Annotated in this window: 22 protein-coding genes; 16 read left to right on the forward strand and 6 right to left on the reverse strand. The window is 32.0% G+C overall.

What is annotated here, in order from left to right:
* Window positions 1–12 precede the first annotated feature (12 nt).
* A complete protein-coding gene (locus tag VLC96_RS10190) occupies window positions 13–309 on the reverse strand; it encodes an isoamylase early set domain-containing protein (RefSeq protein ID WP_325262659.1) in 297 nt (98 codons plus the stop codon).
* 234 nt (window positions 310–543) lie between these two features.
* Here VLC96_RS10190 and VLC96_RS10195 point away from each other — a divergent pair, with 234 nt between their 5' ends.
* Window positions 544–876, forward strand: coding sequence for a 2TM domain-containing protein (locus VLC96_RS10195; RefSeq protein ID WP_325262660.1), 333 nt, complete (start codon window positions 544–546; stop codon window positions 874–876).
* A gap of 11 nt (window positions 877–887) precedes the next feature.
* Complete coding sequence (locus tag VLC96_RS10200; RefSeq protein WP_325262661.1) at window positions 888–1370, forward strand: dihydrofolate reductase; 483 nt, start codon at window positions 888–890, stop codon at window positions 1368–1370.
* A gap of 82 nt (window positions 1371–1452) precedes the next feature.
* Here the strand turns inward: VLC96_RS10200 and VLC96_RS10205 are convergent, their stop codons facing one another.
* Window positions 1453–1833, reverse strand: coding sequence for a hypothetical protein (locus VLC96_RS10205; RefSeq protein ID WP_325262662.1), 381 nt, complete (start codon window positions 1831–1833; stop codon window positions 1453–1455).
* 122 nt (window positions 1834–1955) lie between these two features.
* Between VLC96_RS10205 and ubiE the strand changes: the two genes are divergently transcribed.
* Complete coding sequence (ubiE, locus tag VLC96_RS10210) at window positions 1956–2687, forward strand: bifunctional demethylmenaquinone methyltransferase/2-methoxy-6-polyprenyl-1,4-benzoquinol methylase UbiE (RefSeq protein WP_325262663.1); 732 nt, start codon at window positions 1956–1958, stop codon at window positions 2685–2687.
* An 18-nt stretch (window positions 2688–2705) separates the two neighbouring features.
* A complete protein-coding gene (porT, locus tag VLC96_RS10215) occupies window positions 2706–3419 on the forward strand; it encodes a type IX secretion/gliding motility protein PorT/SprT (RefSeq protein WP_325262664.1) in 714 nt (237 codons plus the stop codon).
* A 1-nt stretch (window position 3420) separates the two neighbouring features.
* Here porT and VLC96_RS10220 read toward each other — a convergent pair whose 3' ends face one another.
* A complete protein-coding gene (locus VLC96_RS10220) occupies window positions 3421–4149 on the reverse strand; it encodes a TrmH family RNA methyltransferase (protein WP_325262665.1) in 729 nt (242 codons plus the stop codon).
* A gap of 46 nt (window positions 4150–4195) precedes the next feature.
* Between VLC96_RS10220 and tamL the strand changes: the two genes are divergently transcribed.
* The 3 genes from tamL to accD all read left to right on the forward strand — a co-directional run bounded on the left by tamL (window position 4196) and on the right by accD (window position 8903).
* Entirely contained in the window at window positions 4196–6820 is a 2625-nt protein-coding gene (tamL, locus tag VLC96_RS10225) for a translocation and assembly module lipoprotein TamL (protein WP_325262666.1), read from the forward strand.
* Window positions 6821–6892: 72 nt separating this feature from the next.
* Complete coding sequence (gene fbaA / locus VLC96_RS10230) at window positions 6893–7960, forward strand: class II fructose-bisphosphate aldolase (protein WP_325262667.1); 1068 nt, start codon at window positions 6893–6895, stop codon at window positions 7958–7960.
* Window positions 7961–8048: 88 nt separating this feature from the next.
* On the forward strand, window positions 8049–8903 hold the full coding sequence (gene accD, locus VLC96_RS10235) for an acetyl-CoA carboxylase, carboxyltransferase subunit beta (protein WP_325262668.1): 855 nt from the start codon (window positions 8049–8051) through the stop codon (window positions 8901–8903).
* A gap of 56 nt (window positions 8904–8959) precedes the next feature.
* Here accD and VLC96_RS10240 read toward each other — a convergent pair whose 3' ends face one another.
* Complete coding sequence (locus tag VLC96_RS10240; protein ID WP_325262669.1) at window positions 8960–9844, reverse strand: cupin-like domain-containing protein; 885 nt, start codon at window positions 9842–9844, stop codon at window positions 8960–8962.
* A gap of 100 nt (window positions 9845–9944) precedes the next feature.
* Window positions 9945–11192, reverse strand: a complete 1248-nt coding sequence (locus tag VLC96_RS10245) for an ABC transporter permease (protein ID WP_325262671.1) — start codon at window positions 11190–11192, stop codon at window positions 9945–9947.
* Between the two features lie 164 nt (window positions 11193–11356).
* On the opposite strand from VLC96_RS10245, the gene purH reads away from it, so the two are divergent.
* The 6 genes from purH to rodA are packed head-to-tail and all read left to right on the forward strand — an operon-like array spanning window position 11357 to window position 18530.
* The gene (purH, locus tag VLC96_RS10250) at window positions 11357–12883 is read left to right on the forward strand and encodes a bifunctional phosphoribosylaminoimidazolecarboxamide formyltransferase/IMP cyclohydrolase (protein ID WP_325262672.1); all 1527 of its coding nucleotides are present in this window, start codon (window positions 11357–11359) and stop codon (window positions 12881–12883) included.
* A 54-nt stretch (window positions 12884–12937) separates the two neighbouring features.
* Window positions 12938–13966 carry a rod shape-determining protein gene (locus VLC96_RS10255; RefSeq protein ID WP_325262674.1) on the forward strand — a complete coding sequence of 343 codons (1029 nt, stop codon included), beginning with the start codon at window positions 12938–12940 and terminating at the stop codon, window positions 13964–13966.
* A 53-nt stretch (window positions 13967–14019) separates the two neighbouring features.
* Window positions 14020–14847, forward strand: coding sequence for a rod shape-determining protein MreC (mreC, locus tag VLC96_RS10260; RefSeq protein ID WP_325262677.1), 828 nt, complete (start codon window positions 14020–14022; stop codon window positions 14845–14847).
* Window positions 14840–15346, forward strand: coding sequence for a rod shape-determining protein MreD (locus tag VLC96_RS10265; RefSeq protein ID WP_325262679.1), 507 nt, complete (start codon window positions 14840–14842; stop codon window positions 15344–15346). The genes mreC and VLC96_RS10265 overlap by 8 nt, the downstream gene beginning before the upstream one ends.
* Window positions 15343–17280: a penicillin-binding protein 2 gene (gene mrdA, locus VLC96_RS10270; protein WP_325262681.1), complete on the forward strand. Its 1938-nt coding sequence runs from the start codon at window positions 15343–15345 to the stop codon at window positions 17278–17280. Before VLC96_RS10265 ends, mrdA begins: the two co-directional genes overlap by 4 nt.
* 14 nt (window positions 17281–17294) lie before the next feature.
* Entirely contained in the window at window positions 17295–18530 is a 1236-nt protein-coding gene (gene rodA / locus VLC96_RS10275; protein WP_325262683.1) for a rod shape-determining protein RodA, read from the forward strand.
* A 266-nt stretch (window positions 18531–18796) separates the two neighbouring features.
* On the opposite strand, the gene VLC96_RS10280 is transcribed toward rodA, so the two are convergent.
* Window positions 18797–20971, reverse strand: coding sequence for a carboxy terminal-processing peptidase (locus tag VLC96_RS10280; RefSeq protein WP_325262685.1), 2175 nt, complete (start codon window positions 20969–20971; stop codon window positions 18797–18799).
* A gap of 214 nt (window positions 20972–21185) precedes the next feature.
* Here VLC96_RS10280 and surE point away from each other — a divergent pair, with 214 nt between their 5' ends.
* From surE to lpxB, 3 genes are all read left to right on the forward strand, one after another.
* A complete protein-coding gene (gene surE / locus VLC96_RS10285) occupies window positions 21186–21971 on the forward strand; it encodes a 5'/3'-nucleotidase SurE (RefSeq protein ID WP_325262687.1) in 786 nt (261 codons plus the stop codon).
* Between the two features lie 63 nt (window positions 21972–22034).
* Window positions 22035–22307 (forward strand): hypothetical protein, encoded by a 273-nt coding sequence (locus VLC96_RS10290; protein ID WP_325262689.1) that lies wholly within the window; start codon window positions 22035–22037, stop codon window positions 22305–22307.
* 81 nt (window positions 22308–22388) lie between these two features.
* Window positions 22389–23284: lipid-A-disaccharide synthase (lpxB, locus tag VLC96_RS10295; RefSeq protein WP_325262691.1), on the forward strand; the 896-nt coding region annotated here is incomplete at its 3' end.

Here is a 23284-nt window from a genome sequence, read left to right on the forward strand (position 1 = left end):
TTTTTTGTTTAACTATACTATTAATAAGCTGTTCTCAGCGCCTGCAAAATCATTCCATTTAAAGGAATCAGCCTCTGGTTCATTAACATAAGTACCGTCCACAACATATTTAAATTCGTAAGTTGCATCTTTATCCACCTCAAAAGTCCCCTTGAAAGTACCATTTTTCAATTTAATCAAGGCACCATCTTCTATTTTCCAATCATTAAAATCTCCTATTACAGATACTTGATCTGCATCTTTTGCCTCTATAGAAAAAGTTACTTTACAAATCGGTTTTGTTTTTATAAATTGTTTTTTTATTGACATAACTCTTTTATTTATAATGATATAGCAAAGTAAATAAAATAATTCGAAATATTGACAAACTATCTCATTTTTAATACATTAGCAAAAAATATATACCTTTTTTATCATTAAAAAAAATTTAAACGTTTTTATATTTTTTTCGATTTGTGAAAACGATTTCCGACTAAATATTCAATATTCAAAATAGTTTACTTTAAAAATAAAATTTTATCTTTATAAGCAAAATTCTATATTATGGAAAAAGAAGTACATGAACAATATGAATATGCCAGAAACCGCATACGGCAAAAGAAAAGATTGTACTACCATTTCGTTTTCTTTACTTTAGGTAGTATTTTTTTGTTTACAAGTGTATATTTTTTTGAAACAGCAATAGCGTTAAATTGGTGTATTTGGTTTATTATTATTTGGCTATTTATTTTTGTATTGCATTTTATAAAGGTTTTCATAACCGATCGGTTTATGAATAAATATTGGGAAAGAGAACAAATTGACCGATTAGTATCTTTACAACAAAAAAAAATTGCTCAATTACAATCCAAAATCGAGGAAAATAATTCCAAATAAATACAAACATTATGATTATTATGATTGCTGCTGTTGCAGAAAACAATGCTTTAGGAAAAAACAATGAATTAGTTTGGCATTTACCCAATGACTTCAAAAGATTCAAATCCTTAACGACAGGTCATCATATAATCATGGGCAGAAAGACATTTGAAAGTTTTCCTAAACCTCTTCCCAACAGAACGCATGTTGTAATAACCAGACAAAAAAATTACAAACCCGAAGGCTGTATTGTTGTAGATAGTATTGAAAAAGCTCTTGCCGTTTGCCCAGAAAATGATACTTCATTTATAATCGGTGGAGGAGAAATTTATAATTTAGGCCTTCCATTTGCTGATCAACTAGAAATTACAAAAGTTCATCACAGTTTTGATGCCGACGCTTTCTTTCCTGAAATCAATCTTAATGAGTGGAAAGAAATCCAAACAGAGTTTAATCCAATTGATGATAAGCACCAATTTGCATATACTTATCAAACATTTGTCAGAATCTGATTTTTAAATAAAATCACTGAATTCCTAAAAAAAAAGCATTCTAAAATTAGAATGCTTTTTTTAATGATTAACGGAAAATGACTTATTCCTGTACTATAATTTGATAACATAATATACAAATCACAAATATCAATATCATCCCCGAGATGAGGACAATGTAATTTGATACTTTTTGAGAGTACAACTCAAAAAAACCTTTAGTACCAAATACCACAAAGGTACTAAAGGTAAAGAAAATTAAAATTTCCAAAAACAAATTTAATCCTAAGAACGTATTTTGCGCTTTTAAAATAATACCGCCACTAGTGACAGTACCTTCAAAAAACAATACAAGAACAAATGAGATAGATAGCGCAAGGAGCATCCATTTGCTTTGAGTCATTAGTTCCCGTCTAATCATCAAAAAATATTTAAATTTTAAAGTACAAACATCAGTAATAAAAACAGCATCCACAATACCCACTTTTGGTGATTTTTCGATTATTTTTCATTTTTTTGAATAGCATTATCTAATAAAATTTTGCTCTATAAAAAAATCCCATTTATAGTATATAAGTTTGCTTATATTTGTAGAAATTAAAAAAAATGTCAAAACAGATCACTCCTTATAAAGACTCCTCTCTTAGCAAAAAAGAACAAGTTGCCCAAATGTTTGACACTATTTCGGGGAATTATGATAACTTAAACCGTGTTATTTCGTTTGGTATCGATGTTAAATGGAGAAAAAAAGTGTTGCGATTAGTTTCAGAAACTAATCCTGAGACAATCTTAGACATTGCTACAGGTACAGGAGATCTTGCTATTTTAATGGCACAAACCAAAGCCAAAAAAATCATAGGCTTAGACATTTCTGAAGGAATGCTTGAAGTGGGAACCAAAAAAATTCAAGAAAAAAACCTTTCTCAAACTATTGAAATGGTCTTAGGAGATTCTGAAAATATGCCTTTTGAAGATAGCTTTTTTGACGCAATAACAGTGGCATTTGGGGTTAGAAATTTTGAACACCTAAAAACCGGCCTTACTGAAATCTTGAGAGTTTTAAAACCAGGTGGGATTTTTGTTATTTTAGAAACTTCTGTACCAGACAAAACTCCTTACAAACAAGGTTATAATTTTTACAGTAAAAACATTTTACCATTAATTGGAAAACTGTTTTCAAAAGATAATGTTGCCTATGGATATTTATCTGAATCTGCTGCTGCTTTTCCATATGGAGAAGCATTAAACAATATTTTAAGAGAAACTGGGTTTATAAACGTTAAAGCTATGCCACAAACATTTGGTGTTGCAACTATATACTCTGCTTCAAAAAAATAATAGACATTCAGCATAAATATGAAAAAAATAATTGTTTTAATTCTATTGACTATTACCACAAAAGGAATCTCGCAAAATTCTAAAAGCATTTTCAGCAAGGATCCAATAATAAACCTTGAAAATTGGCAAAAGAAAAGACTCTATTTTGGTTTTTATTTGGGATTCAACTCTTATGATTTCAAAATCGACTATAAAGAGGTAGGCAACGACATACAGGTTGACAAAACCACTGGTTTTAATGTTGGATTGGTTACCAATTTTAGGCTACAAGAATATTTAGACTTACGTTTCGAACCGGGGCTTTATTATTCGGACAGAACATTGCATTATCCTCCTCACTACTCTTTTGATTCGCCAAGCGATGCCATAAGAGAAGTCAATAGTACTTATATTAATTTTCCATTATTATTAAAATTTTCAGCGCTTAGAACAGGAAATGTTCGGCCTTATCTTTTGGGAGGAGTATCTGCTAATTTAAATTTATCCAGTAATGCTAAATCCGTAGATGATAATCTTGAAGAAAGATTTAGAGTAAAAACTTGGACAACGAATTATGAAATAGGCTTTGGTATCGATATTTTTTCAGAATATTTTATATTTTCCCCTTCTATTAGAGGACAATTTGGAATTTCAGATGAATTAATTCGTGATAAAGATCCAAACAGCCCTTGGACAGGCAATATCGAATCCATGAAATCAAGAGCTCTTTTAATTAATTTTACTTTCCATTAATTTATCCTTGTCTTCTAAATTCGCTTAAAATAATAGCTGTGGCCGTGGCAACATTTAAACTTTCTGTAATTTGAAGATCTCCAAAACGAGGAATGGTAATTCTTTTTGTAACCAATTTTTCTATACTTCCTGAAATTCCGTTAGCTTCATTTCCCATGACAATAATGCCTTCATGTGGTAAATCTGTTTTATAAATATTCTCACTATCCATAAATGTTCCAAAAACTGGTAATTTAGTTTTTTCGAGATAATTTTCTAAATCAATATAATTAACATTTACTCTGGCAATAGAACCCATAGTCGCTTGGACAACTTTTGGATTATATATATCTACCGTTTCTTTGGAACAAATTAATTGCTGGATTCCAAACCAATCACACAATCGGAGAATTGTTCCCATATTTCCCGGATCTCTTATAGAATCGAGCGCAACGATCAAACCAGTTTCTATGATATTAGTTTCCGAAGGGATTTTAAAAACTGCCAGACAAGTATTTGGAGTTGACAATGCACTGATTTTATTCAATTCATTTTCACTAATAATTGACATTTTATGAGAAGGAATTAAGGCAAAATCTTCTTTGGTGGTATAAAGATGTTCTAGTTCAAAATTTGATTTTACTAATTCTTGAATTACTTTTACACCCTCAGCAAAAAACAATTGATTCGCAAAACGATATTTTTTTTGTTGCAAACTAGATATAAGTTTTATTTGGTTTTTACTAAGCATAAAAAATGTATTTTTGAATTAAATATTCTATAACACCAATCCCCACATGAATAAATGTTTTTTTTTCATTAAAATAAAAAATATTTTTGCCGAAAATAAAAGGCAATCTATATTTTTTAAGGAGAAAAAGAACGTTGCAAAAATATCATTATTTATCCTAATTAGTGTCTTTTTCTACGCTTGTAATTCAGAAAAAAGAGTACCAGACAGAAAACAACTTCTTGTAAAAAATCAAATTTTTGAAAACGACAAATTAGTCAAAAATCAAACTATTTACGATCAATTATACCAACAACCTAACAGCACTATATTAAAGTACAGATTTCTGTTAAATGTGTACAATTTGGCCAATCCAAATCCCGATTCTACTTTTAATTTAAAATATTTAAATAACAAAAAAAAGTATGATCGGGAAGTACGATGGCTTTCGGCGAAACAAATAGAAGGTCTTCGTAAGTCATTTTGGTATCACGGTATTCATGAGTTCTTAAAAGAAACTGGCGAAGCGCCTGTTATTGCTGATACTACAAAATCAAAAAAATCATTAACCAGACTTAGAAGCTATTATTTTAACAATGGTTATTTTGACATTAAAGCATCTTATAAATTAGATTCTTTGGCTCCTAAAAAAGCCCGAATGAAATACTACTTGAACACAGGAAATCCGTATTTTATTGATACTGTAAAAACAAAAATTCTTTCTCCCGCATTAGATTCTCTTTATAAAAAAACAACATCGATGTTGATTCCGGGAAAACAATATAAAACGGAAGATTTTGAAAATGAAAAAAATAATATTAGCACCTATTTCAGAAATCATGGCGCTTATCTTTTTCAACCCAATTACATTAATTTTGATATCGATACCATTAATAAAAAGAATAAAGCAGATGTAACTTTAAATATTGCAAACTATTCTTATTTGGAAAACGATTCTATTAAGACAGAGCCTTTTAAACTATATAAAATCAGTGACATTAAAATATTCACAGATTATTCTGCTGCAAATCACAATCAACCAATTAAGGACAGCGTGACTTATAATAATATGACTTTATATGGTTTTAAAAAAATAAAATATACGCCACATGCTATTACTGATGCGGTATTTATCACAAAAGGGGGTATGTTTAATGATACCAGAACAGTTTTATCTACTAGATATTTAAACAATTTAAAGACTTTTAATTATCCAACCATACAATATGAAGTTGATAAAAAAGACTCAACTGCTCAGTCTTTGATTGCTAAAATTTATTTGACTCCAAGGAAAAAATACAGCTTTGGTTATACTTTAGATTTTACACATTCCAACATAGAAGATTTTGGGATTACCGGAAGTGTAACGGAAACAGTACGAAATGTGTTTAATGGAGCCGAAACATTAGAAATTTCGGCAAGAGGAAATATTGGAGCATCGAATGATATTGCCAATTCAGATGATAGTTTTTTTAATGTTTCTGAATATGGTGTGGATGCAAAATTGAATTTTCCAAGAGTATTATTTCCAATTAAAACAGAAAAAATCATTCCAAAAAGTATGATTCCTTCTACAGTAGTCAGTCTGGGACTTTCCAAACAAACCAATATTGGCTTGGACAAGGAAAATTTTACTGGATCTTTTTCATATAATTGGACGCCTAAGAGAAATACAACAACTCGATTGGATCTATTAAACTTTCAATTTGTCCGCAATTTAAATCCTCAGAATTATTTTCATGTTTATACGAGTTCCTATGATGCTTTAAACGATATTGCTAAAACACATAATGAGGAGCCAAGTTATGTCGACTCAAATGGAAATTTAATTATAGAAAGCGGAACAACAGGTTTTACAAATGATGTTTTAACTGGTAAAACTGCATTAACGCCGAGCGATTCAGAATTTCAAGATGTTAATAGTATTGAACAGCAGAGGATACGACTTACTGATAATGATTTCATCTTGGCGACAAATTTTAATTTTACCAAAACCAGTAAAAAAGACTTACAAGACAATGATTTCTACACATTTAGAACAAAATTAGAATCTGCAGGAACTTTATTGTCTGTGATTTCAGAACTTGGAAATATTCCTAAAAATACAGATGGAAATTATGAGATTTTCAATTTAGAATATTCTGAATATTTAAAAACAGAATTTGACTTCATTAAACACTGGAGCTTGGGTAAATCAAACATTTTTGCCATGAGAACATTTTTTGGAATCGCTATTCCTTATGGAAACTCTAATACAATTCCGTTTTCCAAAAGTTACTATGCGGGAGGATCAAATGACAACAGAGCGTGGCAACCTTACAACCTTGGACCAGGAAGTAGTTCCTTTACAAATGACTTTAATGAAGCCAATATGAAAATTGCCATTAGTGGCGAATATCGTTTTCAAATTGCTGGCAAATGGGGTGGCGCACTTTTTGCAGATGCAGGGAACATTTGGAACGTTCTTGACGCTGTTACGTATGATCCAGCAAAATTTGACAGCATAAAAGACTTGAGCGAAATCGCTTTAGGAACAGGATTTGGTCTTAGATATGATATAAGTTTCTTTGTCGTTAGGCTTGATGTTGGGTTTAAAACCTACAATCCGGCCAAGGAAATCGGGGATCGGTGGTTTACACAATATAATTTTGCAAATTCAGTATTTAATTTTGGGATCAATTACCCTTTCTAAATGCTAATTAATTCTTATTTTTGCAAACTATAATCTAAAAACTAAAAAAAACAATTTAAAAGTAAAAAAACAATGGCACACAATATTAAACCCGGAGTAGCTACAGGCGATCAAGTTCAAGAAATTTTCCAATATGCAAAAGAAAAAGGTTTTGCGCTTCCAGCTGTAAATGTTATAGGATCTGACACAATTAATGGAGTATTAGAAACTGCAGCTAAACTTAACGCACCAGTAATTATCCAATTTTCAAACGGTGGAGCACAATTTAATGCTGGAAAAGGACTTTCTAATGCTGGAGAAAAAGCCGCTATCGCTGGTGGTATTGCTGGAGCAAAACACATTCATACATTAGCAGAAGCATATGGAGCAACAGTTATTTTACATACTGACCACTGTGCAAAAAAATTATTACCTTGGATTGATGGATTACTAGACGCTTCAGAAGCTCATTTTGCAGAAACAGGGAAACCATTATTCTCTTCTCACATGATCGATTTATCTGAAGAGCCAATCGAGGAAAACATCGAAATCTGTAAAACTTATTTAGCAAGAATGAGTAAAATGGGAATGACTCTAGAAATCGAACTTGGAATCACTGGTGGTGAAGAAGACGGTGTAGACAATTCTGATGTAGACAGCTCAAAATTATATACTCAACCAGAAGAAGTAGCTTATGCTTACGAAGAACTATTAAAAGTAAGCCCTAAATTTACTATTGCTGCTGCTTTTGGAAATGTTCACGGTGTTTACAAACCTGGAAACGTAAAATTGACTCCAAAAATCTTGAAAAATTCTCAAGATTACGTTCAAAACAAATTCCAAACTGGACCAAATCCTGTTGATTTTGTTTTCCACGGAGGATCTGGATCTACTGTTGAAGAAATCAGAGAAGGAATTAGCTACGGTGTTGTAAAAATGAATATTGATACTGATTTACAATTTGGATTTACTGAAGGTATTCGCGATTTTATGATTAACAATATTGAGTACTTAAAAACACAAATTGGAAACCCAGAAGGTCCTGATGCTCCAAACAAAAAATTCTACGATCCAAGAAGATGGTTGCGTGAAGGTGAAAAAACTTTCATTGCAAGACTTGAGCAAGCATTTGCTGACTTAAATAACGTAAATACACTATAATTACAATATTTAATGTACGATGTATGATATACGATATACGGTCTTTGAATCGTATATCGTAAATCTTAAATCTTAAATTATTAAAAATATGGCTTGGTTTAAAAGACAAGAAAAAGGAATCACTACGGCTACCGAAGACAAAATGGATATTCCAAAAGGGCTTTGGTATAAATCTCCGACTGGAAAAATTATAGATGCTGATGAGTTGGCACGTAATTTATTTGTAAGTCCCGAAGATGGTTTCCATGTTAGAATTGGAAGTGAGGCCTATTTTGATATTTTATTTGACAATAATGAATTTGTCGAATTAGACAAAAACATGACTTCTAAAGATCCTTTACATTTTGTTGATACAAAAAAATATTCGGATCGATTAAAAGAGGTAATGGCAAAAACAAATCTTAAAGATGCCGTTCGTACCGGCGTTGGAAAATCCAAAGGAAAAGAAGTCGTAATTTGCTGTATGGATTTTGCCTTCATCGGTGGATCTATGGGAGCTGTTGTTGGAGAAAAAATTGCCAGAGGAATTGATTTTGCAATCAAAAACAGATTACCTTTTGTAATGATTTCCAAATCAGGAGGAGCCAGAATGATGGAAGCTGCTTATTCATTAATGCAATTAGCAAAAACATCTGTAAAACTTGCTCAACTTGCAAAAGCAAAACTACCTTACATTTCACTTTGTACTGATCCGACAACAGGAGGAACTACTGCTTCTTATGCTATGTTAGGAGATATCAACATCTCAGAACCTGGTGCCTTAATTGGGTTTGCAGGACCCCGCGTTGTAAGAGACACAACAGGTAAAGATTTGCCAGAAGGATTTCAAACTGCTGAGTTCTTGTTAGAACATGGCTTCTTAGATTTTATTGTACCAAGAAAAGAATTAAAAGATAAGATTAATTTATACATCGATTTGATTCAAAATAATCCAATCAGATAATAAAAAAATCCCGAGTTCGGGATTTTTTTTATTTAATAGTTTTCTATAATAAGCTCTTATACAATCGGTCTTCCTTTCTTTAATTCTTTTTCAGCAATTTTAAAAACCAGTTTCTCACGCCATTTCGCATAACGTTCTCTAAAAATTACTTTAATTGCGCTATCAACTGCACCATGCATAAACAAACTCCAAACACTTGCTACTTTCCTTGCTATTGACTGATCCCAAGCACGAAGTGTCAGAGAGAAAGAGCCATCAATGTAACGCATCCAATGCCACATTCCTGCTGGCATAAACAAGGTATCACCATGTTCCAGAAAAACTTCATATCCTTCTACTCCTTTTAATGCTGGGAATTTTTCAAAGTCTGGATTAGTCACATCGTAATCTTCAAGTGCATAAGTAGTATTGGGAACGCAGTAAAGCCTTTTTTTCCATTTATTATCAAATAATATAATGTGTTTGCGCCCACCAAAATGAGTATGAAAAAGGTGAGGCAAATCAATATCATAATGTAAAAAGGTAATTGCTTTTGACCCTCCAAAAAACATGGCAGGCATACTTTCAATAAAACCACCCATTAAATCTTTGGGCACTTTTACATCATTGACCAATTCAGGTCTGTGTTTGAAAAGATTGAAGAAAAAAATACGCAATTCTGTAGGTTCTCTCTTTATTAAATCCAAATATTCACCAAATTTCATGCTGGCGATAGAGGCATTAATAACTTTTGTTGGATCAGCCTTGGAATTATCAACTAGCTTTACTTCTATATCTCCAGCTATTTCTTTAAAATAATCTGTTGACCACTTTTCACGCGCAGGCCAGTCCTTAGTTAATCCTTTTATAATTAAAGGCTTTTTTTTGTCTAAATAATTTTTTTTAAAATCCTCTCTGGTAATAGAATCTACTGTATCTACATTTCTTAAAATAAAGCTCATTGATATTGATTTAATTAAGGGGACACTCTTTCAAAAATAATTAAATATCTATAGTGTTCCAAATTTACATTAAAATAACAATATTATAATGCCAGACAAATTACATTCCTGTTCTAATAGCTTCTACAGGATCTAATTTTGAAGCACTAATTGCAGGAATTATTCCCGATAACACTCCGACAAAAATTGACAATCCTGCTCCAATTACGATATTCCAGATACTCAAAACAAATTCAAAATCTAATGCCTTGGTGAGAATGATAGAAATGATCCAAACCATTAACAATCCTATTGCTCCTCCAATTATACAAAGAATAATGGCTTCAAATAAAAATTGAAATAATATAAAACGATTCTTTGCACCTAATGATTTTTGTATTCCAATTAAATTTGTACGCTCTTTTACCGAAACAAACATAATATTAGCAACGCCAAAACCTCCTACTAAAAAAGAAAAGAAACTTATAAATATCCCTCCTATACGTAATGATCCCAAAATTTGATCTATGAAATCTAAGAACCCTGCAAAGACATTAATGAAAAAATTATCGATCTCTCCTGCTTTCAAACCTCTGAAGCTTCTAAGCTTTTGAGAAATCTCACTTTTATATTCTTCTATATCCACTCCTTTTTCTGGTTTGAATATAATTACATTTGTTAAATTAGTATTGTTATCGCCGTACAATCTTCTAATAAAGTTAACCGGAATAAATGCAGCCGAATCATTGCTTCCGCCAAAAGTTGATCCTTCTTTTTTCAAAATTCCTATAACCGTAAATCGTTGACCATACAATCTCACGTTTTTTCCAATTGGCTCTGTATCTCCAAAAAGTGATTTTGCTATCTCTGCACCTAATACAATTACTGTAGCTCCAGAATTAGCTTCAGATTCATTGTAAAATCTTCCTTTTTCAAACTCAAGCCCTTCTATATCAATAAATTCATGAGAAACCGGGAATATCTGTACATCACTAACAATGTTAGATCCAAATTTTATAGATTCGCTTCTGGTAAAAATGCGATATGCTAATTGATCGGTATGAGTCATCACACTTTTCAAATAAATATATTCTGAGTACTTTACATTAGGAAATTGTTCCCTTTTCCATTGCGGTATATCTGAAGGTCCAAAAGAAAATTTCAACAAATAAATAGTGTTTTTGTCCATACTACTCAAATCTTTAGAGATTTTTTTGTCCAAAGAGTCCACAGCTGCAAGCACCGCTATTATTGAAAAAATACCAATAGTAACACCCAATAAAGAAAGCAATGTTCTTAATTTATTGCTTCGCAAAGCATTCATTGCAAAACCAAAACTTTCTTTTAATAATCGGAGGTAAACTAGCATATTTTTCAATTTTGAATTAATGTAAAATTCAATCTTTTTATTTCAAAAACCTAAAAAATTACATTCAACAATAGGTATGTAATTTTAAAAGATTGTTACATCTTTTTATTGAATTATATTATCAAAAAAAACTACTTTTGCACTTTGATAATTATAACTACCTAATGAGCACAACAACAAAAATCAAATCAGCATTAATTTCAGTCTTTTCAAAAGATGGTTTAGAACCAATTGTTAGAAAACTACATGAGCAAAATGTAATTTTTTATTCCACAGGAGGCACAGAAGAATTCATTAAAAACTTAGGAATCCCAGTTATTCCTGTAGAAGATGTTACCTCATATCCATCTATTCTTGGTGGAAGAGTAAAAACATTGCACCCAAAAGTTTTTGGTGGAATCCTAAATCGTCAGGACAACGAAAGCGATGTACAACAAATGAAGGAATATGATATTCCTCAGATTGATTTGGTAATTGTAGATTTATATCCTTTTGAAAAAACAGTAGCTTCTGGAGCTAGCGAAGCAGATATTATTGAAAAAATCGATATTGGTGGAATTTCATTGATTCGCGCTGCCGCAAAAAATTTCAAAGACACAGCAATTGTTGCTTCAATGGACCAATACGGTCTGTTTTTGGATATGATTTCTAATCAAAATGGAGCTACAACATTAGAAGACAGGAAATTATTGGCAACTAAAGCTTTTCACGTTTCTTCTCATTATGATGGCGCCATTTTCAATTATTTTAATACTGACGAAACTATCTACAAAGCGAGTATAGAAAATGGACAAGTATTACGATATGGAGAAAACCCACATCAAAAAGGATTTTTCTTCGGTGATTTTGAAGCTATGTTTACTAAAGTTCACGGAAAAGAATTGTCATACAACAATCTATTAGATGTTGATGCCGCTGTAAACTTAATTAATGAATTTAAAAATGACGATCCAACATTTGCCATTTTAAAACATAACAACGCTTGTGGATTAGCAACAAGAAAAACTATTTGCGAAGCATATACTGTTGCCTTGGCATGCGACCCGACATCAGCTTTTGGTGGTGTATTGATTGCTAATGCTAATATTGATGTTGCTACAGCAAATGAAATAAACAAATTATTTTGCGAAGTAGTTATCGCTCCTTCTTATGATGCTGAAGCAATTGCTATTTTACAAGAAAAGAAAAACAGAATTATTTTAATACAAAACGAGGTAGAATTACCTCAAAAACAAGTAAGAACGTGTTTGAACGGCTTACTAATTCAAGAAAGAAATAACATCACTGATACTAAAGCAGACTTAAAAACCGTTACTCATAAAGCACCAACGGAACAAGAAATCGAGGATTTGATTTTTGCTTCTAAAGTTTGCAAGAATACCAAATCAAACACAATTGTTTTTGCTAAAAATGGAACTTTGATTTCTTCTGGAACAGGACAAACTTCAAGAGTAGATGCTTTGTTACAAGCAATTGAAAAAGCAAAGGTTTTTGGATTTAGTTTAGAAGGAGCTTCAATGGCAAGTGATGCATTTTTTCCTTTCCCAGACTGTGTTGAATTGGCAAAAAAAGCAGGAATAACTGCAGTAATTCAACCAGGAGGATCAATCAAAGATGAGTTGAGTATTAATTATTGTAATGATAACAATCTTGCAATGGTATTTACAGGAACTCGTCATTTTAAACATTAATTTGTTTAACTTTGTGCGTAATTTTTTTATAACTTATTAACCCCAAAAAGGCATATGGGATTTTTTGATTTCATGACCGAGGATGTTGCGATAGACCTTGGTACAGCAAATACTTTAATCATTCATAATGACAAAGTCGTAATTGATAGTCCATCTATAGTTGCGCGTGATAGAATATCGGGCAAAATTATTGCGGTTGGTAAAGAAGCCAATATGATGCAAGGGAAGACGCACGAAAATATTAAAACAATTAGACCATTAAAAGATGGTGTAATCGCAGATTTTGATGCATCAGAAAAGATGATTAGTATGTTTATAAAAAGCATACCGGCATTGAAAAAAAGAATGTTTACGCCAGCTCTTAGAATGGTAGTTTGTATCCCTTCAGGAATTACTGAGGTAGAGATGAGAGCGGTAAAAGAATCTTGCGAAAGAGTAAATGGTAAAGAAGTATACTTGATTCATGAGCCTATGGCTGCTGCAATTGGTATCGGAATCGATATTATGCAACCAAAAGGAAACATGATTGTAGATATCGGTGGAGGAACAACAGAAATTGCTGTAATAGCATTGGGTGGTATCGTTTGCGACAAATCTGTAAAAATTGCAGGAGATGTTTTTACAAATGATATTGTTTACTATATGCGTACACAACACAATTTATTTGTTGGAGAAAGTACTGCCGAAAAAATAAAAATTCAGATTGGTGCTGCTATCGAAAGCCTAGAAACACCTCCAGAAGATATGTCTGTTCAGGGAAGAGATTTGTTAACTGGAAAACCAAAACAAGTAGAAGTTTCATATAGAGAAATTGCAAAAGCATTAGATAAATCAATTCAACGTATTGAAGATGCTGTAATGGAAACTTTATCTCAAACACCTCCAGAATTAGCAGCAGATATCTACAATACGGGTATCTATCTTGCAGGTGGTGGATCTATGTTAAGAGGTCTTGATAAAAGAATCTCTCAAAAAACAGATTTACCAGTTTACATTGCTGAAGATCCATTGAGAGCTGTAGTAAGAGGAACTGGAATGGCTCTTAAAAACATTTCAAAATTTAAAAACATATTAATCAAGTAAAACTTTGGTTTACTGAATCTTATAGTTATTTAACATTTATTATACCATAAAAAATGCAGCAAATATTTTCTTTTATTATAAAAAACAGTAATAGGTTACTGTTTTTGCTGCTTTTGGGTATTTCATTATCGCTCACGATTCAATCCCATTCTTTTCACAGAAGCAGAATAATTAGCTCAGCAAATTTTTTAAGTGGTGGTGTTTACGAAAAAATAAATTCAATAGAAGAATACCTTCACCTTAGTGAACAGAACGAAGAACTTGCAAGAGAAAATGCTAATTTAAAGAGCTTATTGTTTAAAACCCAAGACTCGGCCAAAATCCCTAATTTAGATAGTTTAAAAGGTGTTTTACCAAAAGATATTATTGTATCTAAAGTAATTCGTAACTCTTATAACGTGTATGAGAATTTTTTAACTTTGAATTCAGGTTCTAAAGACGGAGTTAGACCAGATATGGGAGTGATTAACAGCTTGGGCATCGTTGGTATTGTTGATGATGTCTCTACAAATTACGCAACTGTAATTAGTATATTGAATACAAAATCACAAATAAACGCCAAGATTAAACATTCGAATCATTTTGGAACATTAAATTGGGATGGAAAAAATACTGGTTTTGTTCAATTGATTGATGTACCTAGATTAGCTACTATTAAAAAAGGAGACACAATTGTTACTGGTGGACAATCGGTTATCTTTCCAGAAAATATTGGAATTGGAACAATCGATAAAATTTTTATTCCGGGTGACAAAACTCACTATTACACCATAAGAGTAAAATTATTCAATGACATGACTAATTTAGGGCATGTTTATATTATAAAAACTGAAAACAGCGAAGAAATTAGAAATTTAGAAAACCAAAGAAAAAATGAATAGCACGTTATTGGTGAATATTTTTCGTTTTGTGTTCTTATTAGCTTTACAAATTCTGGTTTTTAATAATATGAATTTTGGAGGTTACATAAGCTCATTTCCCTATATCCTTTTTATTATCCTTTATCCTGTAAATGGTAATAAAGCCAATTTGCTTATTGCTAGTTTTTTTCTAGGTCTGACAATGGACTTATTTTGTAATTCTGGTGGTGTTCATGCAACTTCTTGTGTACTTTTGGCTTTCTTAAGACCTTATTTTTTCAAATTCTCATTCGGACTTAGTTACGAATATCAAACAATTAAATTGAATGATGTACTAACTCCCGAAAGATTTACGTTTATTTTACTATCGGTTACAACACATCACATAGTTTTATTTTTATTAGAATCTTTCCAAATCACTTTTTTATTAGATATTTTACTTAGAACATTTTTAAGTATACTGTTTACTATTTTAACCTGCATTATTCTTATTTATCTCATAAAGCCAAATAAACGATGAGAAAAGTCTTGTTGCCAGCTTTAATTATTATTGGTGCATCTTTGTTAGTCTTACGTGTTTTTTATCTGCAAATTATTGACGATTCTTTTAAATTAAAATCAGAAAATAATGCTATAAAAATAAAATATGATTATCCAGAGAGAGGTTATATTTACGACAGAAACGGAGTATTATTGGTAGCCAATCAGCCTTCGTATGATATTATGGTTATCCCAAGAGAATTAAACAAAACAGACACACTTGAGTTTTGTAAACTATTAAATATTACTAAGGAAGATTTTATTAAAAGAATAGAAAAGGCAAAAGTATACAGCCCAAGACTGCCTTCTGTGTTTATGGCACAGTTGAATAAAACGGAATTTGCCGCTTTCCAAGAAAAAATCAGAAAATTTGAGGGCTTTTATTTTCAAAAACGTTCTCTACGTGATTATGAAGTCGATTATGGAGCTAATATATTTGGTTTTATAACTCAGGTTAATGACAAACTTATTGAAAAAAATAAATATTATAAAAGCGGAGATTTAATTGGAAGGCAAGGAGTTGAAGAAAGTTATGAGAAAATCCTCCGTGGAATAAAAGGCGTCAAATACTTTCAGAAAGACAAATTCAATCGAGAAATTGGTTCTTATAAAGACGGAAAATACGATACAATTGCTGTTCAGGGAGAAGATATAAATCTTACCATTGATGCTGAAATTCAAAAATACGGCGAGCAATTAATGGTTAATAAACGTGGAGGAATAGTCGCTATTGAACCTAAGACTGGTGAAATTTTAGCATTAGTGACAGCACCATCTTATGATCCTGGAATTCTTGTAGGAAGACAACGTTCTAAGAATTACACAAAATTATATCACGATTCCATAGCAAAACCCCTTTATGATAGAGGACTATTAGCAGAATATCCACCGGGATCTCCGTTTAAAATAATGACTGGACTTGTCGGATTACAGGAAAATGTTGTTGATGAAAGCACTACATTTATGTGTAGCCATGGATTTTATTATGCGCCTGGTCGATTTCAAGGATGTCACTGTGGTGGTGGCCCAAGAGATCTGCATGTTGGAATTTATAAATCATGTAACGCATATTTCTCAAATGTGTATTTACGTACAATAGCAAAATACAAGAGTACACCTTATGCGGTTGATGTCTGGAGTAATCACATTAAAAGTTTTGGACTAGGACAATTCATGGGCTATGATTTACCAATAGGCCGAAGAGGTAAAATACCTACTTCAAAAACCTATAAAAAAATGTATCCTGGCTGGGGCTATAGCGGAAAAACAATTATTTCTAATGCTATTGGTCAAGGTGAAGTATTGATGACACCGATTCAATTAGCAAACATGATGGCTGCGGTTGCGAATCAAGGATATTATTATACACCTCATATCATTAAAAAAATAAAAGGAGAAACCATTGATAAAAAGTTCGTTACCAGACACGAAACTACAATTGACAAAAAATATTTTCCTCCAATGATTAGCGGATTATTTGATGTTTATAATAAAGGAACAGCGTACGCTCTTAGAGTCGATGGAATTGACATTTGTGGTAAAACGGGAACTGCTGAAAATTTCGCGAAAATTAATGGTGTTAGAACAAAACTACAAGATCACTCTATTTTTGTTGCATTTGCACCAAAAGATGATCCCAAAATTGCGATCGCTATTTTAGTTGAAAATGGAGGCTTTGGAGCAACAATTGCAGGACCTATTGCTAGTTTAATGATTGAAAAATATTTAAGAAAAAAAATCACCCGAACAGATTTAGAAACTCGAATATTAAACACAAGTTTGCAGAGCCGATACGCGAAACTAGGCGGTCTGTCTCCAGAAATTAAAGAACAATTAAGAAAGCAGGATTCTATTAACGAGAGTAAAAAGAAACCTGCACCTGTAAAAATAGATTCTTCTAAGACCAAAAAATAATACATTCATATCAAATGAAAAATCAAAGTTTATCAAGCAATATTGATTGGATATGTATCATAATCTACATAGCACTTGTGTCTTTAGGTTGGCTGAACATCTATTCTTCTTCATTATCTTCTACTGAAGGGACCTACGAAAAGCAAGCGATATTTATTGCGTTGACAGTTCCAATGATATTTGTATTACTATATATTGATGGTAAATTTTATGAAAAATATGCAAGTATCATTTTTGTAATTTCACTTATATCATTGGCTGGATTGTTTGTTTTCGGAAAAACGATTGCTGGACAGCGCTGTTGGTATGGATTTGGGAGTTTTACTTTGCAGCCTTCAGAATTTGCAAAAGCTGCGACTTCATTGGCAATTGCAAAATATCTCAGTGACACTCAGATTAATCTAAAGGACATGAATAGGCAACTACAAGCATTGGCAATTACTTTTTTACCCGTAATGCTTATTTTGCCGCAGCCTGACCCTGGTAGTGCTTTAATCTATAGCATTTTCATAATTGTTTTATACAGAGAGGGACTTCCAGCTTGGTATGTTTGGACAGGTTTTATTACGATTTTGTTGTTTATGTTAACGTTGATTTTAGAGCCGGAATATGTCATTCTGATGGCGCTCGTTATAATTATTTTGATTCATTATAAATCAAGAATAGCCGATAGAAATATTGTATTGAGCACTATTCTTTTTACAATTATATCAGGATTTGTTTTATCTGTCAACTATGTATTTACAAATGTTTTCAAACAACACCATCGTGACCGTTTTAACATTCTGCTTGGTAAAGAAGTTGATATGAAAGGAATTGGATACAACACTAACCAATCTGAAATCGCTGTTGGATCTGGAGGATGGCTAGGAAAAGGTTTCCTTGAAGGAACACAAACTAAAGGAGGTTTTGTACCAGAGCAACATACCGATTATATTTTTACCACAGTTGGTGAAGAATGGGGGTTTGTCGGATCTTTGGTTGTAATTGCGCTTTTTACTGGCTTGTTTCTTAGAATAATTTATTTAGCCGAAAGACAAAAAACAAAATTTAGTAGAGTGTATGGCTATTGTGTTGCTGGAATTTTATTTATTCACTTCTTTGTAAATATTGCAATGGTGATTGGAATATTTCCAACTATCGGGGTTCCGTTACCTTTCTTTTCGTACGGAGGATCTGGTCTATGGGGATTCACCATTTTGCTGTTTATTTTCATCAAAATGGATGCTAATAAAGTAAATGAGTGGTAGATTACTTAAAAGTACTTATCACAATTACAATCATTTGGTTTTGAAGATCCAGATAATCAATTTAAAGATTCAATTCCTTATCTTCTATTGGTTTAGATTAAAATAGCGAAAATATTGCTTATTATCTACTAGGATGCGTTACAAATTAATTTAAATGAGTTATCACATTTTCAGATAAAATTATTTTGGGTTGAAGAATTCCATAACATAAAAAATGCTCCAACTATTGCTAATTGGAGCATTTTTTATATTTCTAAAAGAAGATTTTAAGATTTTACTAACTTTCCTTTTTTATCACCAGGAATAACATTTTTCGCTATTGATTTAGGTTGTAAATCATCAAGAATATTTAAAGCTTCTTCAACATAAATATCTTTTGCTAAACTTTCATGCCATCTATCTCTTTTTTCTTTGAGAACTGGATCTTTAGTAAATTCTTCTATTTCATATGGTAATGAAGAAAATTTCAAATTATTTTTATAATCAACAATTGGCTTGAACTTTTTAGCAGTTTCTTCAATTTGATCTTGAGCTAATTTGAATTTCTCATAATTTAAACTATAAGTATTCTCTGTACTTCTGCTATCAATCCATTTGGCATTTTCTTCGATCAATTTGAATTGAATATTACTTTCAATTCTTTTTTTACTATTGCTAATAGCCTGGTCAAATTTCGAAGTATTATTCCAAACATTATAAGGCGCTGGATCAATTTTGTCCCATTTCATTGCATTTGGTTCATCACGTTCGCCCATTTTTAAATAAGCAAAACGGTCTGGCATCACTATATCGCTGCTCACACCTTCTAGCTGAGTTGAACCTCCATTAATTCTATAAAATTTTTGAGTAGTTGTTTTTAATGCACCCAAATCTCCCGCAGAACTGTTACGAACAAACTGATTCAAATCGATTACATTTTGAACAGTTCCTTTACCGTAAGTCTGTTTACTTCCAATAATGATTCCCCTTTTATAATCTTGAATAGCTGCCGCCAAAATCTCTGACGCTGAAGCAGAAAATTCATTGACCATAATTACCAGTGGTCCATCCCACTCGATTTTTTTATCGGTATCATATAAAATTTCTTTTTTCTTACCTGCAGATTTTATTTGAACAATTGGACCTTGCTCAATGAATAAACCTGCAATATCAACAACAGTAGATAATGATCCACCACCATCATCGCGTACATCTAATACAATACCTTTTACACCTGTTTTTTTCAGTCTGTCAACTTCTAATGCGATGTCTTTCCCAGCATCTCTACCATCTTTATTTTCAAAATCAATATAAAATTTAGGCAAATATATTACTCCATATTTCACCCCATTTTTCTCAACTACACTTGATTTTGCGTATGTTTCTTCGATCTCTACAATATCTCTGATAATAGAAATAACTTGAATAGTACCGTCTACTTTTTTGACAGTCAAACGAACTTCAGAACCTTTTGGTCCTTTAATTTTTTTGACAACATCATCCAAGCGCATTCCGACAACATCAACAGGAACACCGTTTCCTTGGGCTACTTTCATTACTAAGTCACCAGCTTCTAGCTTTTTCCCTCTCCAAGCTGGTCCACCAGAGATTAATTCTGAAATTTCAGTATAATCATTTTTCTTTTGTAATCTAGCACCAATTCCTTCCAATTTTCCACTCATGCTTACATCAAACCTTTCTTTTTCCTCTGGTGCAAAATAACTTGTATGAGGATCAAAACCAGACATAATTGCATTGATATACAATGTAAACCAGTCATCTCTTTTTAATTCATTCATTAAACTAAAAGATTCATTCAAGGAGTTAAGAGAATTTGTTCTGGTTTCAGCATCCAAAGCAGCGTTTGTCTTCATCACATATTTTGGATCTTTCTCTTTTTTATCCTCTTCCATTTTCTTCTTGTCAGTAAAGGACGAAAGTGTTGAAAGCTTGATTTGTTTTCTCCATCTCTCTTTTAGCTCTGTGGTATTTTTAGCATATGGTGCCTTATCATAATCGACATTAAAATCCTCATCAGTATTATAATTGAAAGGCTTGCTCAAAATATCTTTGAATATTTTTTTGCTCTCTTCCATACGAAGCATTAAACGATCATAAGTAAGGTTGAAAAAAGTTAAATCCCTATTATTCAACTGATCATCCACTTCCAATTCGAATTTTGAAAACTCATTAATATCCGATTGCAAGAAGAAACGCTTAGACGGATCTAATGCTGCTATATAATCTTTATAAACACCTTTTGAAAAATTGTCATCAACAATAGCCGGATTATAATGACCTTTCTCAATAACAAAAGATAATATCTCTAGTAGTAGTTTATCCCTATCTGGATCCACCTCTTTTTTTGACTTTATATTAAAGGCAAATAAGGTAGCCGAAAGGCATACCACAGCTATGAGTATTTTATAATTTCTTTTCATAAAGCTAATAATAGAATTCATCAATTTTTTGAACTAAGTTACGTTAAAAACCATGCCAACCCCTTATAACACTACTTAATTTTTTGTTAAAGGTGCAAAAATAAATTTTTTAAATTTTGAGAAAGCAAACGTAAAAAAAATATTTTATTTGTTCGCAATATAAGATTTTGAGTTGCTACATTTGTTTATGAACTCAAATTTTATCAACAATTGCTTTCCCCTTAAAAAATAATAAATGAAAAACAAAAAACCTTTAATACTCATTACAAATGATGATGGAATAACAGCACCAGGACTTAGAACTCTAATTGAAGTAATGTCTACAATAGGAGATGTAATTGTTGTCGCTCCAGACAAACCTCAGAGTGCTATGGGGCATGCCATTACCATAAACAACACTTTGTATCTCAATAGAATTTCTAAAGATAGTGATGCTATACAAGAATACAGTTGTTCAGGAACACCTGTAGATTGTGTAAAAATAGCAGTTAATGAGATACTTAAGCAAAAACCAGACCTTTGCGTTTCCGGTATTAATCATGGCTCAAATTCTTCAATAAATGTCATTTATTCCGGAACGATGAGTGCCGCTGTAGAAGCGGGAATAGAAGGCATTCAAGGTATTGGATTTTCATTATTAGATTACGATTGGAATGCTGATTTTACACCAATCAAATCCTATGTAAAAACTATTGCATTGGAAGTGTTGGAAAACAAACTTCCAAAAGGAGTTGTGTTAAATGTAAATTTCCCTAAATTAAAAGAAAAAGATATCAAAGGAATTAAAGTTTGTCGTCAGGCAAACGCTAAATACGATCAAAAATTTGATAAGCGACAAACTCCATTTGGCAAAGATTATTATTGGCTGGCAGGCGAATTTGTCAATGAAGACAAAGGTGAAGATACTGATGAATGGGCTTTAGAAAATGGTTTTATTTCGGTTGTCCCTGTACAATTTGATTTGACTGCTCATCATAGTATGCAACAACTTAACTCTTGGAAATGGAATGATTCGAAATGATTCGAAAAACATAAAAGCATAACTTTCGATACTCAATTCATTAATAAAAAACATAAATAACACATGAATAAAATAGACTTACTTACCGGATTTGTAATTGGAATAATTACTTGTTTTATCGGAATGTTCCTTTACATAACAATTGGAATGCACACCGATTTTTTAGCAGGTATACAAGTAATGAGAAGCGAAGGTCATCTCGGAAAAATCGTTACTCTGGGTGCCATACTCGATTTAATTGCCTTTGGTATTTTACTGAAAATGAACAAAGAACTTATGGCAAGAGGTGTCGTTTTGGCAGTTATTGTATTGACTATTGTTACCATATTTGTTTAAGAAAGTAACTAAGCTACTAAGTTCGGGGATTCTAAGTTGCAAAGAATAAATACTATATTTGTTGACCAAAAAAAACGCAAAATGAAATACTATATTATTGCTGGAGAAGCTTCTGGAGATTTGCATGGATCTAATTTAATGAAAGCAATTTATGAAGAAGATCCTCAAGCCGAAATCCGTTTTTGGGGTGGCGATTTGATGCAAAATGTAGGCGGTACGCTAGTAAAACACTATCGCGATTTGGCTTTTATGGGTTTTGTAGAAGTGCTTTTCAACTTAAAAACCATTTTGAGCAACATTACTATTTGCAAAAATGATATAACACAATTCAATCCTGACGTAATTATTTATATCGATTACCCAGGTTTTAATATGCGAATTGCTAAATGGGCAAAACAAGTCGGTTACAAAAATCATTATTATATTTCGCCACAAATCTGGGCTTGGAAAGAAAGCCGAATTAAGGCTATAAAACATGACATTGATAAAATGTATGTGATTTTACCTTTCGAAAAAGATTTCTACGAAGTCAAACATCATTTTCCTGTCGCTTTTGTGGGACATCCGTTAATTGATGCAATCCACAATCAATCAACCATTGATGCGACAGCTTTTAGAACAGAAAATCATTTGTCCGAAAAACCAATTATTGCCATTTTACCAGGAAGCCGCAAACAAGAAATCAGTAAAATGTTATCTGTAATGTTAAGCGTTGTTACTGATTTTCCAGATTATCAATTTGTAATTGCAGGTGCTCCAAGTCAGGAATTTTCATTTTACCAACAATTCATTTCAAGCGATAATATAAAATTCATCTCCAATAAAACATATGCTTTATTGCGAAATTCCACTGCTGCATTAGTAACATCAGGAACAGCAACTCTGGAGACTGCACTTTTCAAAGTTCCGGAAGTTGTTTGCTATAAAGGTAGCTGGGCTTCGTATCAAATTGCGAAGCGAATTATTACTTTAAAATA

It is taken from the genome of Flavobacterium sp. (assembly GCF_035456085.1).
Lineage (GTDB): Bacteria > Bacteroidota > Bacteroidia > Flavobacteriales > Flavobacteriaceae > Flavobacterium.